Genomic DNA, 14,878 nt, shown 5'->3' on the forward strand with positions numbered 1-14,878 from the left:
TTCACACCGGCGGCGTGCCGTGGGTGTGGAATGACTCGATCGTCTTTAGCCCCCAGGCCTGGCCTTTCTTGCGCTCCTCTTCGGTCCAGACAATCGGCTTCCAGTCGGGCGCGAGAATGAGACGAGCGCCGGCGTTGGCGACTTCCACGCGGTTGCCGCCGGGCTCATAGACGTAGAGGAAGAAGGTCTGCTGGATCGCGTGCTTGTGCGGGCCGGTCTCGATGTGCACGCCGTTTTCGAGAAAGATATCGGCAGCGCGCAAGATCTCTTCCCGGCTGTCGAGGGCGTAGGTGACGTGGTGGAAGCGGCCGGACTTACCGTAATGGTCCCGGGTATAGGCGAAATCGTAGCTCTTGTTCGACATCGTCATCCACATCGCGGCTTCCGTGCCGTCGTTGAGGACGATCTGTTCGGTGGTCCGCAAGCCCAGATAATTTTCGAAGAACAGACGGTTCGCCCTGATGTCGATGGCAAGGCAGTTGAGGTGATCGAGCCGGCGAACATTGATGCCGCGCGCGGGAAACCGTTGCGCCTGATTCTTCAGGGCGGGCTTGAGTTCGGGCGGCGCCTGATACCATTCGGTCTCGTAATAGAGCTCGACGATATGGCCATCGGGGTCGCGGCAGCGAAACGCCGGTCCCTGCCCCGTGTCGCCGTCAACCCAGCCGATGTCGAAGCCGGAGCCCTTCAGCGCGGCGACGCGACGCTGCAGCGCCTGCGGACTGCGCGCGCGCAACGCCATGTGCTCCATGCCTGACGTTTTCGAGGCCGTCAGCTTCAGCGAATAGCGCTCGTAATCGTCCCAGCCGCGCAGATAGACTGAGTCGCCCTTCTGGCCGCTGACGGTCATGCCCATGATGTCGACGAAGAATTTCAGGCTCTCGTCCGGCTTCGGCGTCAGCAGTTCCATATGGCCGAGGTGCGCGAGATCGAAGATCGGCTCGGGGGTCATGTTGGCTTCTCCTGACCGTTGATTTCTCTCAGTCCGTCGTCCGCCGCGAAGGCGGGGATCCAGTACGCCGCGCTATCGAGAACAAACCCGAAGCGCCGCGGCGTACTGGATCATCCGCTTTCGCGGATGATGACATCTTGCGCGCGCTAGCAGAGTGCCCGCGTTACATCGTCGAACAGCTCGTCCACCGTGAACGCACGCGGAATGAGCTTCTGCTGCGCGGAATAATCGATAATCAGTTGCAGCGAACGCTGCATTTCGACTCGGCTGAAACGCGGCGCCGCCGGCGCGGCGGCAGCGGATTCGGCAAGCAGGCGATGGACCTCCCGCACAGCGTCCGGATGTTCTTCCGACAATCTCCGGCTCACCACCACGATGTGATTGATTGGCACCACCTTATGTTTTTCAAGCCAAGCCTTTTCTTCCGCAGCAACATCGGCAAACAGCGGCTTCAAATCCGGATGATCCGACTTTTCGCCGAGCACCGCGTCGAGTTCGCCGTCGATCAGCATCTGCACGATCTGCTTGCCTTTGGGCGCCCGCTTCGTCGTATCGACGAATTCGGCGACATGGGCGTCCTCGAATGTCACCCATTCGATCGAATCGAGATCGACACCATAGTCATTGGCAAGGATGCCGCGTAACCATGCGCCGGTCGTGGTGGTGAAGGAACGAATACCGACGCGCTTGCCCCGGAGGTCGCGCGGCGTGAGCTTGCCTGCTTTCGCACTGAAAAGCGCATGCGCGTGTTGAAACCGCGCCAGCACGACATCGGGCAGCAGCACCATCGGCTTGCCGAAAGATTTTGCCATCAGATACGTGACGATCGCCATCTCCGAGACGTCGAACGCCGTTTCGCGGACCATCGGCTTGAAGCCCTTATTGGTTGGCGAATACTGCGCGAATTCGAATTCGACCAGATCCGATCTGATCGATCCGTTCTTGAGCGCGGTCGTGCCGGGATGGTCGCCGAGCAAGGTGCGCAGGCGCATCGCCACCTCAGTCCTCCTCCAGCTCGTCGACATAGACGAGGCCAGCCTTCGCCAGCGGCTCGCGCATCTTGTACATGTCGAGGCCGAGTACGCCCGCGGCGAGTTGCTTGCGCTTGCCGTCTTCATCGGCGACACGCTTCTCGCCCTTGGCGACGACATCGGCGGCGTCCTTGCGCCCAATCACCACGACGCCGTCATCGTCAGCCACGACCGTGTCACCAGGCACCACATTGATGCCGGCGCAGACCACGGGAACGTTGACGGCGCCCAGCGTCGCCTTGACCGTGCCCTTGGCCGAGATCGCCCTCGACCACACCGGAAAGCCCATCTCGCGAAGCGACTTGGCGTCGCGAACGCCGGCGTCGATGACCAGGCCCTTGACTCCGCGCGCCATCAGCGAGGTCGCCAGCAGATCGCCGAACATTCCGTCGGTATTATCAGTTGTGCAGCCGACCACCAGGATGTCGCCGGGCTGGCACTGCTCGACCGCCACATGGATCATCCAGTTGTCGCCGGGCTGCGCCAGCACGGTCACGGCAGTGCCTGACGTCTCGGCTCCGCTCCAGACCGGGCGCAGATAGGGCTTCATCAGCCCGAAGCGGCCATAGGCCTCGTGCGCGGTGGCGACGCCGAGCGCGCCCAGCCGCTTCACGATATCAGGCTCGGTGCGCTTGATGTTGCGAACGACGACCGTCTTCATGCCAATTCCTCCAACGCCATCGGGAACAGCCGCTGATAGGCCTCGCCATAGGTCATCGGCTTGCCCGTATTGCGGCCGCCCTGCACGCCACGCTGCAGCGCGACCCGCTCGTAATAAGCCCACAGGTGCTTCTGGGCCGCGAGTATCTCAAACGTCTGGCGCTTGATATCCCAGACCTCGTCGATATTGAGGATCACCTGCGGCTTGAAATTGCACATCTCGGGCTGGTGCGGCTCGAACAAAAACACCGGCGGCGCGGCGTAGGTGTATTTGGCGCCGGGCTTGTGGCCCATCGCCTGCGCGACCACGCGGGTTTCCTGAGCAAAGTGCGCCGCGTTCGGATGATCGAAATTATAGGGATCCTCCAGCGCATGAGTCAGCACGAAGGACGGATTGAGCTCGCGGTAGATATCGACCATGCGGTCGAAATGCGCTTCCGTCAGCCGCAGCGGATAATCGCCGGCGTCGAAGAATTCGATTTCCGCGCCCAGCATCTCCGCCGCGCGCTGCGCCTCGTCGCGCCTTCCGGCCTTGACCTTTTCCATCGTCGCGCCCGCCTCCTTCCAGGCGAACTGGCTTTCGCCGCGCTCGCCGAACGAGAGACAGGCTATCTTGACGCGATAGCCCTTCTTGACGTGCAACGCGATCGCGCCGCCTGCGCGCCAGACGAAATCACCGGGATGCGCTGTAACCACCAGCCCCGTTTTGCCAGCATTGCTCATGATCGGGATTTCCTCCTTCGCTTATTGCACGTGCCCGGCGCACAGGCAGCGTACCTACTGTTTGGCAATTCCTGCCCGTTCGATCACCTGGGCCCACTTATCGACATCAGCCTTGAGCCGGTCGAGAATTTCCTCGGGCGAGCTGGCCCTGGCCTCGATGCCGAGATCGAGCGCGCGCTTCTTCAAATCCGGCATGTCGAGCACCTCGCGCAGCGCGGCATTGAGCGTCGCGACCACTTCCGGCGGCGTACCCTTCGGTGCAAAAATCGCGTTCCAGGACCGTGCCTCGAAATTGCCGCCGCCGGCTTCCTTCACCGTCGGCACCTCAGGCAGGAACGTGGTACGCATGATGCCCGAGGACGACACGGGCGTCACCGCTCTATCGGCAATGTGCGACTGCACTGCGCTGTAATTCTCGATCGCCATCTGGACGTCGCCACGCAGCAGCGCGATCAGCACCTCAGGCGAACTGCGGAACGGCACGATAGTCACATCGACGCCGGAAGTCGATTTGAACAATTGCGCCGCAAGGTTCTGCGTCGACCCGACGTTGATGGTGCCGATATTGAGCGCGCCGGGCTTTTCCTTGGCCGTCTTGATGATGTCAGCGAGCGTTCCATAAGGCGAGCCGGTTTTGGTGACGAAGATAAAGTCGAAATAGCCCATGCTTGAGACCGGGACGAAGTCCGTCACCGGATTGAACGTCTGGTTCTTGAACAGCGACACGGAAATCGCGGTGCCGTTACTGAACAGCGCCAGCGTATAGCCGTCCGCGGGGGACGACAGCACGGCGCGGGCGGCGTTGATACCGCCGGCGCCCGGCATATTCTCGATGACGAAGCGCTGGCCGAGTTTTTCGCCGAGTTTTTCGGTAACAAGCCGCGCCGTGACGTCGGCGACGCCGCCGGCGCCAAACGGCAGGATCAGCCGCACCGGCCGGTTCGGATAGCTTTGCGCGTGGGCGATTTGCGGCAGCAACAGCGCTGCCGCCAGCGCGACCATGCCGGCGCACAACGCAGCGCGTCGGCTCGAGGTATATCGCTCGCGTTTGTCAGCCATCGCACGCACTCCATCAGAACTCGAACAGCCGCGCCGGATTATCGACCAAAATTTTCTGCTGCAGTTCCGGTTCCGGTGCAAACAGCGGAATGAGATCGACCAGATCGCCGTCGTTGGGCATCACCCTCACATTGGGATGCGGCCAGTCGGTTCCCCAGATCACGCGCGCCGGCGCCGTCTCGACAATGCGGCGCGCAAACGGCACCGCGTCGTGGAATGGTGGCCCGCTGGACGATACCCGCTCGCAGCCGCACACCTTGACCCAGCATTTCTCGTCCCGCTGCATCAGGTCGATCAGCGTCCGGAACGGAAGCTGGTCGAGACCGTCAGATGCCTTGACGCGTCCCATATGATCGATGGTGTAGCGCACCGGCAATTTCGCCAGCATCTCGGCATACTCAGGCAGATCGATCGCATCGAAATGCAGGTCGATATGCCAGCCGAGCGGCGCGACCATCGCGACGATATAGTGAAACGCCGCCATGTCGGGCACTCCGCCGAGATGGCGTACGAAGTTGAAGCGGCAGCCGCGGAAGCCTCCCTCGTGCAGGTCGCGAAGCCCACGCTCGGTGATGGTGTCGTCGATATTGGCGACAGCGCGAAAGGTCCCGTTGCTGACAGCGATGGCATCGAGCGCCACGCGGTTATCGGTGCCGTGCACGCTGGCATTGACGATAACGGCGCGGCCGATCCCGAGCTTTTTGTGCAACGCCAGGAAATCCTCGAGCGGCGCGTCGGGCGGCGTGTAGGGCCGTCCGGGCGCGTAAGGATATTTGTCGCCGGGGCCGAAGATGTGGGTATGGGCGTCGCACGCCAGCTCAGGGAGCTTGAATTTCGGCGTTCGCGTATTGGGATCGGGTCCGGGAATCGTAGGCTTATTCATAATGGCTTCTGTAACGTTTGGTTCGCGCTTGATTGTCGGCGACAGCTAGTCGGCCGGATTTTCTTTTCGCTTTCGGGCGACGGTCACGGCGCGCGGTTGAACAGGCTTGATCCGGCGTGATGCATCGTCGATGTGATTGACGTCTGGCGCCTGCAACGAGGCAACCGTCGCCGATACGATTTGCTCGATCGCTTCCGCCATGTCAGCGCCATCAGCCTCGCCGCGGGAGAGCCGCGTGACCCGCTCCGGATTGACGAGGGTGTAATACAGTGCGCCGAGCAGGAACTGCGACCGCCAGACGATCGTCGTCCGCGGCAGATGCGGCAGGCTTTCCTCGATCGCTTCGATAAACGCGTTGGTGGTGTCGTCGAAGATCTCCGCGATGATGCGTCCCACCACGGCGTTGCCTTCGGCCGACATCACCGCGCGCAGCCGCGTGAACCGCGCCCCGCCGCCGGCGAGATCGCTGCTCGATGAAAACGCCGGCTGCACATAGGCCCGCACGATCGCTTCCAGCCGGTCCTGAACGTCGCGCACCCGCCGTGCCGCGACCAGCAATTCGATGCGGCGTTTGTTCATCGGCCCGCAGTGGCGCTTGTAGATTTCCAGCAGCAAGCCGTCCTTGCTCTTGAAGTGATAGGTGATGCTGCCGGGATTGGCGCCCGCCTCCAGCGCAATGTCGCGGATCGACACGGCGTTGAAGCCACGCGTCGAGAACAACAGCTCGGCCGCGCTCAGGATGGCTTCCCGCATGTTGGGGTTTCGCGTCATGGGCATTTGCTTTCCGTTCTCGAGTTTTGTACGTTTGTACAAAATATCAGGTCTAGTCAACAAACATATGGGTGGTGAGCAGCCCCCTGCGACGGACGGGACAATAAGGGAGAGCCGCCGGATGCGCCGGATCATCGTTGCGTTTCTGATCGTTGCCAGCGCATTGGCTTGGCACGGCGTCAGCCCTGCCATCGCGGCCGAGCCGGAACCGCGGCTGATACTGGCACCAACAGGCGTATTGCGAGCCGGGCTCTATCCGGGCACGCCGACCTCGATCCTGCCGGACACCGGATCGGGCGAACCGCGCGGCGTCGGCCACGATCTCGGCAAAGAGCTCGCGCGGCGGCTTGGCGTGCCCTATGAGCCGGTCGTGTTTGCCAAAAACGCCGAAGTCCTCGCCGCCCTGAAAAGCGGAGAGGTTGATGTCGCCTTCACCAACGCGACGGCAGCGCGGGCGCGGGATATGGATTTCGGCCCGCCCTTTCTCGAAATCGAACTCGGCTATCTCGTTCCGCGTGGGTCCACGCTGACAACGCCGGCGGAGATGGACTGTCCTGGACGACGCATCGGCGTGACCGCGGGCAGTTCCTCGGATGCCACGCTTTCGCGCGACTTCAAACACGCCGAGATCGTGCGCGCCGCTACCTTCGACGTTGCGATCGAGATGCTGTCGGCCGGCGCGATCAGCGCCTATGCGACCAACAAGGCCGCACTGTTCGAGATGTCGGAGAAATTGCGCGGCTCGAAAGTGCTCGACGGCCGCTGGGGGATCGAGCGCCACGCCATCGCCATTCCCAAAGGACGAGAGCAGGCAATGGATTTCGTCCGCCAGTTCACGAATGAGGTCAAATCGGAAGGCGTGGTCCGCGCCGCGATCGTGCGCGCAGGATTGCGCGGCGCCGCGGAATCGGCTGCGGAATAGCGATGCACGCTGACTTTGTAACCAACTGCGCGCACCAATTAGGAGCGGCGCATCAATTCTCAATGACACGTAGCAACAAGGACTTTTTCTCATGATCCCACGCAGAACAATCATCCGCACCATCGTCGCCGCCGCCCTGTTTTCGCTGACCGGCACGAACGTGTATGCGGATTCCTTCCCGACCAGGCCCGTGCGCATTCTGGTGCCGTACGCAGCCGGCGGCGCCGTCGACGTGCTTGCGCGCACGCTTGGGCAATCATTATCGAAGACCTGGGGACAGCAGCCCGTCATCGAAAATCGTCCTGGCGCCGGCGGGATCATCGCATCGCAGGCGCTCACGCAATCGGCGCCCGACGGCTACACGCTGATCCTGGTCGCAAGCGGCCATCCGCTGAACCAGTTCTTCTATCCAAAACTGCCCTATGACACCTTCAAGGACTTCACTGCCATCAGCGAGATCGCCTATTCGCCGCTCGCGATCGTGGTGTCCAAGACCAGCCCGGTGAAGAATTTGCAGGAGTTGCTGGCGACAGCGCGCGCAAAGCCGGAGTCATTGTCGTACGGCATGTCCGGCAACGGCACCTCGGCGCATCTGGCCGGCGAGCTTCTCAACTACATCGCCAAGGTCAAGATCCAGGCGATCCCCTACAAGGGCGGCGCGCCCGCCCTCACGGCGGTCATCGCCGGCGAGATTCCCATGAGCGTCAATCCACTGCCCGAGGTGGTCGGCCAGCTCGAAGGCAACGCGGTTCGTGTCCTTGCCGTGACGACAGCGCAGCGCTCGAAGGCGTTGCCCGATGTTCCGACGGTCGCGGAAGCCGGCCTGCCCGGCTACGACGCCTCGGTTTGGTGGGGTTTTCTCGGACCCGCCGGAATGGCGCCTGACCTGGTCGCCAAAATCCATGCTGACCTTGCCGCCGCGCTGAAAGATCCGGTCGTCGTGACCGCTCTGGACAAGATGGGCGCCACGCCGGTTGGCAGTTCGCCGAGGGATTTCGACGCCTTCATGCGCGCCGAAGCCGCGAAGTGGGAGCCGGTGCTGAAGGAGGCGAACATCAAGGTGCAATGAGACGGTCGCGCCGGTTAGCGCGGTCATGTCACCGCGCATTCGCCGGCGCGTGCACGTGCCAGAGATCGGCGCGCCAGTGCAGCACGATCGCGAGCATCAGCGCGAGGCCGGCCGCCGCATAGAGTGTGCCGGTCGCCGCAAATCCGATCTCGTCGATCAGGCTGCCGGCGGCCAACAGACCGATCGGCAGGCCATAGATCACCATCATGCGCACGCCCATCACCCGGCCGCGGAAATTCTCGCTCGCGGTCCGCATCAGGATGACGGCGATCGAGATCATGGCGAGGCTTTGCGAAAAGCCTGCCACCACCAGGCACACGATCGCGGTCGGCACCGTCTGCATCTGCGCAAACACCAGCAAGGTCGCGTACCAGACGACGGTGGCGCCGATCATCAGCCGCGCCACCCGCAGGTCGCGGATCAGGCTCAGCACGATCGAGCCGGCCAGCGAGCCGATCGCAAAACTTGCCGACAGATAGCCAAGCCCGGTCTGGTTGGTGCCGTAGATCGTCTTGGCGATGTAGGGCAGCAAGCCATTGGAGAGTGGATAGGCCGTCAGATTGGCCAGGAATGCCACCCAGAGCGCGGCCTGCATCCGCGGCGTGGTCCAGACATAGGCTACGCCCTCCTTGAGATCCCGCAGCGGCGAGCGCTGCAACGCCTCGCTGGCAGCTTCGTCCGCCGCGTGCGGCTTTGCCGGCGTCACGATGCACAGCGTCAGCGCGGTTGCGGTAAGATAGAGGCTGACGATCGCCACATAGGCCGGGCCCATGCCGAGCGAGGCAAACAAGCCGGCGCCGCTCAGCGCGCCGGCGATGCGCGCCGTATCCATCGTGGTGCGCGAGATGCTGATTGCCCCAATCAATTGGCCATGCGGCATGATGGTCGCCACCAAGGCGCCGCGCACACCAAGATCCGATGGGCGGACGATGCCCATCACGGCCGCAATGACGAAAACAGAAATAGGCGCGAGATGGCCGGACAGCGCCAGCGTCATCAGCACGGCCGCCAGTACCGCGTAGATCGCCCGCATCATCGCCAGCAAATCGCGGTGACCGATGCGGTCGCCGACCACGCCGAACATCGGCGCAACCAGCGTCCCGACATAGCCGAGCGAAGCGAACAGCGTGAGCAGCAGAACCGATCCGGTCTCGACCAGCACGTACCAGCCGAGAATCAGCGTCTCCATCTCGAACGCCCACGAGGTGAGCAGATCAGCCGGCCATTGAAAGCGGTAGTTCCTGACGCGGAATGGTGCGAGCGCGGAAGGCCGCGCGAGGTCGCTCAAGATGCGTTGTCGCGATTCATCGCGGTCCACCCTGCCCTGTTTCTTGTTATGAAGAACTGGATAGCAAGCCGGGCCCGGCGTTTCAAGCAGCCGACGTCTTAAGCAGCCGACATGGCCCTGGCGTGGTGCGAGAGCAACAGCCGCCTCACCTCGGCGGCCGATATCGCGGGGCTAAACAGATGGCCCTGCATCTCGGTGCAGCCGAGGATGTACAGCAGGTTCCTCTGCTGTTCGGTTTCGACACCCTCCGCCGTCGTCGTCATGTCACTGGCGGGCGCGATGTTCACCACCGCCTGGACGATCGACGAGGACGCGCCGGGGCCTGCGATATCCCGGATAAAGGAGCGATCGATCTTGATCTTGTCGAACGGGAAACGCTGCAAGTAGCTGAGCGAGGAATAGCCGGTGCCGAAATCGTCCAGCGCGATCCGGACCTTGCGCAACTGATGCAGCATGTCGAGCGCAGCCTCGTCGTGGCGAATGAGCACGGCCTCGGTGATTTCGAACTCCAGCCTGCTTGCGGGAAGGCCGCAAGCCGCAAGCATCGCCGCCACGTTCAGCGCCAGCGATTGGTGCCGCCACCGCAGCAGCGCCTCGCAGGATGAGATCTTGTCGTCCTCGATATTGACCACCGGCTGGTAGTGGGCCTCGAGGCTGCCGTCGCTGATCGACTGGCGTAGCTCGAGCTCCAGGCTTCGCCGCGTTTTGGCGCGCTGGTCCATGCCGGCCTCGAAAGAGCGGTAGGTTCGCCGTCCGTCGCAGCTCCATGTCCAGATCGCAAATTGCGCGAGCACGGCCGCTGCGAGCAGGACGACGCAGACAGCAAGCAGCGTAAACAGCCCGGCCTTATCGGCGGGACCGCCAGGCAATTTCTGGTCGCTATCGACGCTCACCCGAGATGCTTCTCCGCGCGAAATCGCCAATCTGCGGGCGGTTGGCGATTGGTCATGCAGACGCATCCAGTTTTCCCGCCCAGCGATATTGGTACGAAAGACAAGTGGAAGGCGCGCTACAACTTGCGGTTAGCAATCGGTTACGGCCACACACGGGCTGATTCCAATCACCCATCGTCCATAACAAGTTAGCGAGAGATGGCTGCCGGCTGGTCCTCTCCTTCGGAATGGTAAACGAGAGATTAAGCTTCAAGCCGGCTCCCGCGCGCCAGCAAATGCTGGAAAGCCCTGATTTTCCAAGCCCAACGCGCACTCGGAGCAGTGGACCGGACTCTGCTGCAAGAACGAATTCTGACCGAGATGCCGCAGATTTAGCCCGATGCGGAACCACGCCGGTTTAACCGTTTCGCTAGTCGGGACCGCCCATAATGGAAGCCAGACCCCAATTCATGAGATCCAGGTTCAACACCGTGACATCCTTCGGACGTGTGATTTCCGTGCGCGGCTCGCTTGCCCGGGTGGGACTTCTGGCGACGGGCCAGATGCCCGTCTCCGAAGTGCGCGCCACCGTCGGCCGCTTCATCAGCATCCGTTGTGCCGGCTCCACCATCATCGCGATGATCACCGAGGTGTCCTGCGAGGATACGCCGACCTCCGACAACTATATCGCGAGTGCGTCGGTCGACCTGCTCGGTGAAATCTCCGGCGGCGAACGCCCCAAATTCCAGCGTGGCGTCACCAACTATCCGACCATCGGGGACGCCGTCGAGCTCGTTACCGCCCAGGACCTTCGCACCGTCTACGCGCCGAGCGGCTCGGACCAGATCAATGTCGGCACCCTGCAGCAGGACCGCTCGGTGATCGCCTATGTCGATGTCGAGGAAATGCTCTCCAAGCATTTCGCGGTCCTCGGCTCCACCGGCGTCGGCAAATCGACCAGCGTGTCGCTGCTGCTCAACGAGATTCTGAAGGCACGGCCGAACCTGCGGATTTTCCTGCTCGACGTGCACAACGAATATGGCCGCTGCTTCGGCGACCGTGCGCTGGTAATGAACCCGCGCAATTTGAAACTGCCGTTCTGGCTGTTCAATTTCGAAGAGATCGTCGACGTGCTGTTCGGCGGTCGCCCGGGCGTGCCGGAAGAACTCGACGTCCTCGCCGAAGTCATTCCGATGGCGAAGGGCATCTATACCCAGTATCAGAACTCCGACCGACTCGGGCTCAAGCGCATCGACCCCAAGTCGGTCGGCTACACCGTCGATACGCCGGTGCCCTACCGGCTTGTCGATCTGATCTCGCTGATCGACGAACGGATGGGCAAGCTGGAGAACCGCTCCTCGCGCATCATCTATCATAAGCTGATCTCGCGCGTCGAAACCGTGCGCAACGATCCGCGCTACGCCTTCATGTTCGACAACGCCAATGTCGGCGGCGACACCATGGCGGAAGTGATCAGCCATCTGTTCCGCCTGCCGGCCAATGGCCGGCCGATGACCATCATGCAACTCGCCGGCTTCCCCGCCGAAGTCGTCGATTCCGTGGTGTCGGTCTTGTGCCGCATGGCGTTCGATTTCGGCCTGTGGAGCGACGGCGTCTCGCCGCTTTTGTTCGTCTGCGAAGAGGCGCACCGTTATGCCTCAGCCGACCGCAACATCGGTTTCGGGCCGACGCGCAAGGCGGTCTCGCGCATCGCCAAGGAGGGCCGCAAATACGGCGTCTATCTCGGCCTCGTCACTCAGCGTCCGGCCGAACTCGACGCCACCATCATCTCCCAGTGCAACACGCTGTTTGCGATGCGCCTCGCCAACGACCGCGACCAGGCGCTGTTGCGCTCGGCGGTCTCGGACGCGGCCGCCAACCTGTTGTCGTTCGTGCCGTCGCTCGGCACCCGTGAGGTGCTAGCCTTCGGCGAAGGCGTGGCGCTGCCGACGCGCCTGCGCTTCAAGGAGGTTCCCGTTCATCAGTTGCCGCGCAGCGAAGCCACCATCGCGACCGTGCCCTCGGTTTCGGCCGGCCACGATATGCATTTCGTCTCGGCCGTGCTGGATCGCTGGCGCGGCGCCACCTCGCATCGCGACGTGCCGAACGATCCCTCGATCAGCGACCGACCCGCCGTCCGCATCATGACGCCGGTCGAAGCGCCGATGCTGCAGCCCTCGATGGGGCTCGATCCCGACCGCTTCTCGCTCTTGAAAAAGCCGCTTCGCTGAGGCGCCACAGCTTCGCGCGATTTCTCCGCGGGGGGCGGTATCCACGTCGCCGCAAAACGCGATATGGTTCCGGCAATGCCGCATCCCGCGGCCTTGATCCGGAACCCTTGCATGACCAAGCCTGCTGCCAAACGATTTCAGCCGCCCGCCATCGACAAGCTGCCGGAGGATATCCGCACGAGAATTCTCGCGGTGCAGGAGAAGTCCGGTTTCGTGCCGAATGTCTTCCTGACGCTGGCCTACCGCCCGGACGAATTTCGCGCCTTCTTTGCCTATCACGACGCGTTGATGGAGAAGGACAGCAGGCTGACCAAGGCTGAGCGCGAGATGATCGTGGTGGCGACGTCAGCCGCCAACCAGTGCCATTACTGCGTGATCGCCCACGGTGCGATCCTGCGCGTCCGGGCCAAAAACCCCGTGATCGCCGATCAGATCGCGGTCAACTACCGCAAGGCCGACATCACGCCGCGCCAGCGTGCCATGCTCGACTTCGCCATGAAGGTGAGCCGGGCGGCGAACGAGATTTCGGAAGCCGATTTTGCCGAAGTCGCCGGCCACGGCTTTTCCGAGGACGATATCTGGGACATCGCGGCAATTTCGGCCTTCTTCGCGCTGTCGAACCGGCTGGCCAACGTCACCGCAATGCGCCCGAACGACGAGTTCTACATGATGGGGCGGCTGCCGAAACAGGGCTGAGCCGGCCGGCTTGCGCCTGGTTCCAGGCATTGCGGGACGGGATGGCTGTCCCGCGCTCGCCAAGATTTCATGTTGGACGCGCGGCCACCGTGCTAGAAAGATGGCCTGATTTCTCGCGGATCGACGGCAGTGAAAACCCAGCGGCCCATTATCACGGACGATGAGCACGTCGTGCTCAAGTTCCGGCCGCGCACCTCGGCCCATCCGCCCGCCCGGCGGGATGAAACTGAGCAAGCCAGGCTGCATCAAGCGGCGAAGGATCTGTCCCGCTACGAGCAATCGCGCGACGAGGGCGACGACTTCCACCACCGCATGCTCGCCAATGTCGCAGCGCTCGCCTTCACCGTGGCCTTGACCGCGATCGGCATCTGGCTTGCGGTAAGCATTGCCGATCTCCGCAAGACCCAGGACTGCGTTCTGATGGGCCGCCGCGACTGCGCGAGGATTACGGTGGCGCCGCAGGGGTAGCGGCCCGGCTCTTAGCCACGTAGCCCGGATGGAGCGCAGCGCAATCCGGGACTCTTCGCCCGCATTGACACCGCCCCGGATTTCGCTGCGCTCCATCGGGGCTTCAAGCTCCCTCGCTCCGCCGTCATTGAGATACACGTTCGCATTCCCGCGGCGCATCGCGCCCGAGTTTTGCAATATTCTTATCGTCCCCAGAAGCGAGAGGGCGCAGGGAATGCCGGGTGCCGGCTAGCGCCCGCGGTCTCGTGTGCAAATGCACTTAATAGATGCGCACACGAGCATACAGGGGCCGCCGGAGCAGCCCGGCCTTTCCTGCGCGATGGTTGACGGCTTATTTCGAGCTCTCCCCGGAGACGAATTCCTCTTGTCTCCGTAACCGACGGATTGGCGGTTCATCGAAACCCGGTCGGGTTTCGCAAACCTCCGCCGGCTTGACACCAGCCACGGATGCCAGGACCACACGGTTTTGCCGTACGCAGCTTCCTCTGCCCAAGACTTCAACCAGCCAAGTGCTGCCGGCCGAAGCGCCCGGCGGAGGCGTTTAAGCGCCGTACGTCCTGCGCGCTGTGTTCGCTCACGGTAAAACCGCCCGTCCCGACATCGCTGACAATTTTTTCGTCACCGCAGAAAGAGGGCTGAGTTACGGCGGGTAGGACGGATTAGCGACAGCGTAATCCGCCGTCTCGACGAAGGCGCAAATCCAAGATATTGGCGCCGCATTTGATGGCGCGCGGCGGATTACGCTTTGCTAATCCGCCTACTTTTCTCGTTCACCGCAATTCCGTCTCCCGCAACGGGGCGCGGCTCAGTTCGTTGCCGGCGGCGATCGCCTTGCGCAACAGCCGCGTCAGCTCCGCGCCCTCCTTTTCGGTGAGGCCGCGCAGCATGATGCGCTGGGCCGCTTCGACCGCGGGCGTGATCCCCCGCAGCGTTCGCTTTCCGGCCTCCGTAACCCGCAAGTCGCGGGCGCGGCGGTCGCGGTTGCTGGCGTGACGCACCAGCAAACCTTTCTGCACCAGACGATCGACCACGCCGGTGATCGTGGTTCGGTCATAGGCGATCAGGCCGGCCAACGTCACCTGATCCACCCCGGGATTGGTCCGGATGGCCGCGAGAGCGGCGTATTGCACCGGCGTGAGGTCAAAGCCCGCCTCCTCGACCTCGGCGAGGAAGACGGCCACCGCAATCTGCTGGAACCGGCGCGCCAGATGGCCGGGCATCTCACTGTTGTCTCTCACCGATTCCTCCAATGA

General features: G+C 62.9%; 14 protein-coding genes and 1 pseudogene. 5 read left to right on the forward strand and 10 right to left on the reverse strand.

Annotation, left to right across the window (positions count from 1 at the left end; all coding sequences use genetic code 11):
* Position 1 precedes the first annotated feature (1 nt).
* The 7 genes from HCN58_RS15200 to HCN58_RS15230 form a co-directional block, all read right to left on the reverse strand.
* Positions 2-952, reverse strand: a complete 951-nt coding sequence (locus HCN58_RS15200; RefSeq protein ID WP_171580161.1) for a catechol 2,3-dioxygenase — start codon at positions 950-952, stop codon at positions 2-4.
* Positions 953-1,098: 146 nt separating this feature from the next.
* Positions 1,099-1,944 (reverse strand): substrate-binding domain-containing protein, encoded by an 846-nt coding sequence (locus HCN58_RS15205; protein WP_171580390.1) that lies wholly within the window; start codon positions 1,942-1,944, stop codon positions 1,099-1,101.
* A 7-nt stretch (positions 1,945-1,951) separates the two neighbouring features.
* Complete coding sequence (locus HCN58_RS15210) at positions 1,952-2,644, reverse strand: 4-carboxy-4-hydroxy-2-oxoadipate aldolase/oxaloacetate decarboxylase (protein WP_171580162.1); 693 nt, start codon at positions 2,642-2,644, stop codon at positions 1,952-1,954.
* A complete protein-coding gene (locus HCN58_RS15215; protein ID WP_171580163.1) occupies positions 2,641-3,366 on the reverse strand; it encodes a PIG-L deacetylase family protein in 726 nt (241 codons plus the stop codon). Before HCN58_RS15215 ends, HCN58_RS15210 begins: the two co-directional genes overlap by 4 nt.
* A 54-nt stretch (positions 3,367-3,420) precedes the next feature.
* A complete protein-coding gene (locus HCN58_RS15220) occupies positions 3,421-4,425 on the reverse strand; it encodes a Bug family tripartite tricarboxylate transporter substrate binding protein (protein WP_235983620.1) in 1,005 nt (334 codons plus the stop codon).
* Positions 4,426-4,438: 13 nt separating this feature from the next.
* Positions 4,439-5,308, reverse strand: a complete 870-nt coding sequence (locus tag HCN58_RS15225; protein WP_171580164.1) for an amidohydrolase family protein — start codon at positions 5,306-5,308, stop codon at positions 4,439-4,441.
* A 45-nt stretch (positions 5,309-5,353) separates the two neighbouring features.
* Positions 5,354-6,085, reverse strand: a complete 732-nt coding sequence (locus HCN58_RS15230; protein WP_171580165.1) for a TetR/AcrR family transcriptional regulator — start codon at positions 6,083-6,085, stop codon at positions 5,354-5,356.
* A gap of 115 nt (positions 6,086-6,200) precedes the next feature.
* On the opposite strand from HCN58_RS15230, the gene HCN58_RS15235 reads away from it, so the two are divergent.
* Together HCN58_RS15235 and HCN58_RS15240 are read left to right on the forward strand one after the other, a co-directional pair.
* A complete protein-coding gene (locus HCN58_RS15235; RefSeq protein WP_171580166.1) occupies positions 6,201-7,001 on the forward strand; it encodes an ABC transporter substrate-binding protein in 801 nt (266 codons plus the stop codon).
* Between the two features lie 91 nt (positions 7,002-7,092).
* Positions 7,093-8,070 (forward strand): tripartite tricarboxylate transporter substrate binding protein, encoded by a 978-nt coding sequence (locus HCN58_RS15240; RefSeq protein ID WP_171580167.1) that lies wholly within the window; start codon positions 7,093-7,095, stop codon positions 8,068-8,070.
* A 28-nt stretch (positions 8,071-8,098) separates the two neighbouring features.
* Here HCN58_RS15240 and HCN58_RS15245 read toward each other — a convergent pair whose 3' ends face one another.
* Entirely contained in the window at positions 8,099-9,358 is a 1,260-nt protein-coding gene (locus HCN58_RS15245) for an MFS transporter (protein ID WP_171580168.1), read from the reverse strand.
* Between the two features lie 98 nt (positions 9,359-9,456).
* Positions 9,457-10,146: pseudogene (locus tag HCN58_RS15250) on the reverse strand (EAL domain-containing protein); the annotation flags it as partial.
* A gap of 554 nt (positions 10,147-10,700) precedes the next feature.
* On the opposite strand from HCN58_RS15250, the gene HCN58_RS15255 reads away from it, so the two are divergent.
* The 3 genes from HCN58_RS15255 to HCN58_RS15265 all read left to right on the forward strand — a co-directional run bounded on the left by HCN58_RS15255 (position 10,701) and on the right by HCN58_RS15265 (position 13,625).
* Complete coding sequence (locus HCN58_RS15255) at positions 10,701-12,461, forward strand: ATP-binding protein (RefSeq protein ID WP_171580170.1); 1,761 nt, start codon at positions 10,701-10,703, stop codon at positions 12,459-12,461.
* A 111-nt stretch (positions 12,462-12,572) separates the two neighbouring features.
* The gene (locus tag HCN58_RS15260; RefSeq protein ID WP_171580171.1) at positions 12,573-13,157 is read left to right on the forward strand and encodes a peroxidase-related enzyme; all 585 of its coding nucleotides are present in this window, start codon (positions 12,573-12,575) and stop codon (positions 13,155-13,157) included.
* Positions 13,158-13,286: 129 nt separating this feature from the next.
* Entirely contained in the window at positions 13,287-13,625 is a 339-nt protein-coding gene (locus HCN58_RS15265; protein WP_171580172.1) for a hypothetical protein, read from the forward strand.
* A gap of 770 nt (positions 13,626-14,395) precedes the next feature.
* On the opposite strand, the gene HCN58_RS15270 is transcribed toward HCN58_RS15265, so the two are convergent.
* On the reverse strand, positions 14,396-14,863 hold the full coding sequence (locus tag HCN58_RS15270) for a MarR family winged helix-turn-helix transcriptional regulator (RefSeq protein ID WP_171580173.1): 468 nt from the start codon (positions 14,861-14,863) through the stop codon (positions 14,396-14,398).
* Between the last annotated feature and the right edge of the window lie 15 nt (positions 14,864-14,878).

It is taken from the genome of Bradyrhizobium australiense (assembly GCF_013114825.1).
In the GTDB taxonomy this organism is placed as follows: domain Bacteria; phylum Pseudomonadota; class Alphaproteobacteria; order Rhizobiales; family Xanthobacteraceae; genus Bradyrhizobium; species Bradyrhizobium australiense.

Coding starts and splice junctions, on each gene's coding strand:
- HCN58_RS15235 (WP_171580166.1), top strand. CDS start 6,201: ATGCGCCGGATCATCGTTGCGTTTCTGATCGTTGCCAGCGCATTGGCT.
- HCN58_RS15230 (WP_171580165.1), bottom strand. CDS start 6,085: ATGCCCATGACGCGAAACCCCAACATGCGGGAAGCCATCCTGAGCGCG.
- HCN58_RS15225 (WP_171580164.1), bottom strand. CDS start 5,308: ATGAATAAGCCTACGATTCCCGGACCCGATCCCAATACGCGAACGCCG.
- HCN58_RS15210 (WP_171580162.1), bottom strand. CDS start 2,644: ATGAAGACGGTCGTCGTTCGCAACATCAAGCGCACCGAGCCTGATATC.
- HCN58_RS15215 (WP_171580163.1), bottom strand. CDS start 3,366: ATGAGCAATGCTGGCAAAACGGGGCTGGTGGTTACAGCGCATCCCGGT.
- HCN58_RS15240 (WP_171580167.1), top strand. CDS start 7,093: ATGATCCCACGCAGAACAATCATCCGCACCATCGTCGCCGCCGCCCTG.
- HCN58_RS15255 (WP_171580170.1), top strand. CDS start 10,701: ATGAGATCCAGGTTCAACACCGTGACATCCTTCGGACGTGTGATTTCC.
- HCN58_RS15200 (WP_171580161.1), bottom strand. CDS start 952: ATGACCCCCGAGCCGATCTTCGATCTCGCGCACCTCGGCCATATGGAA.
- HCN58_RS15205 (WP_171580390.1), bottom strand. CDS start 1,944: ATGCGCCTGCGCACCTTGCTCGGCGACCATCCCGGCACGACCGCGCTC.
- HCN58_RS15220 (WP_235983620.1), bottom strand. CDS start 4,425: ATGGCTGACAAACGCGAGCGATATACCTCGAGCCGACGCGCTGCGTTG.
- HCN58_RS15260 (WP_171580171.1), top strand. CDS start 12,573: ATGACCAAGCCTGCTGCCAAACGATTTCAGCCGCCCGCCATCGACAAG.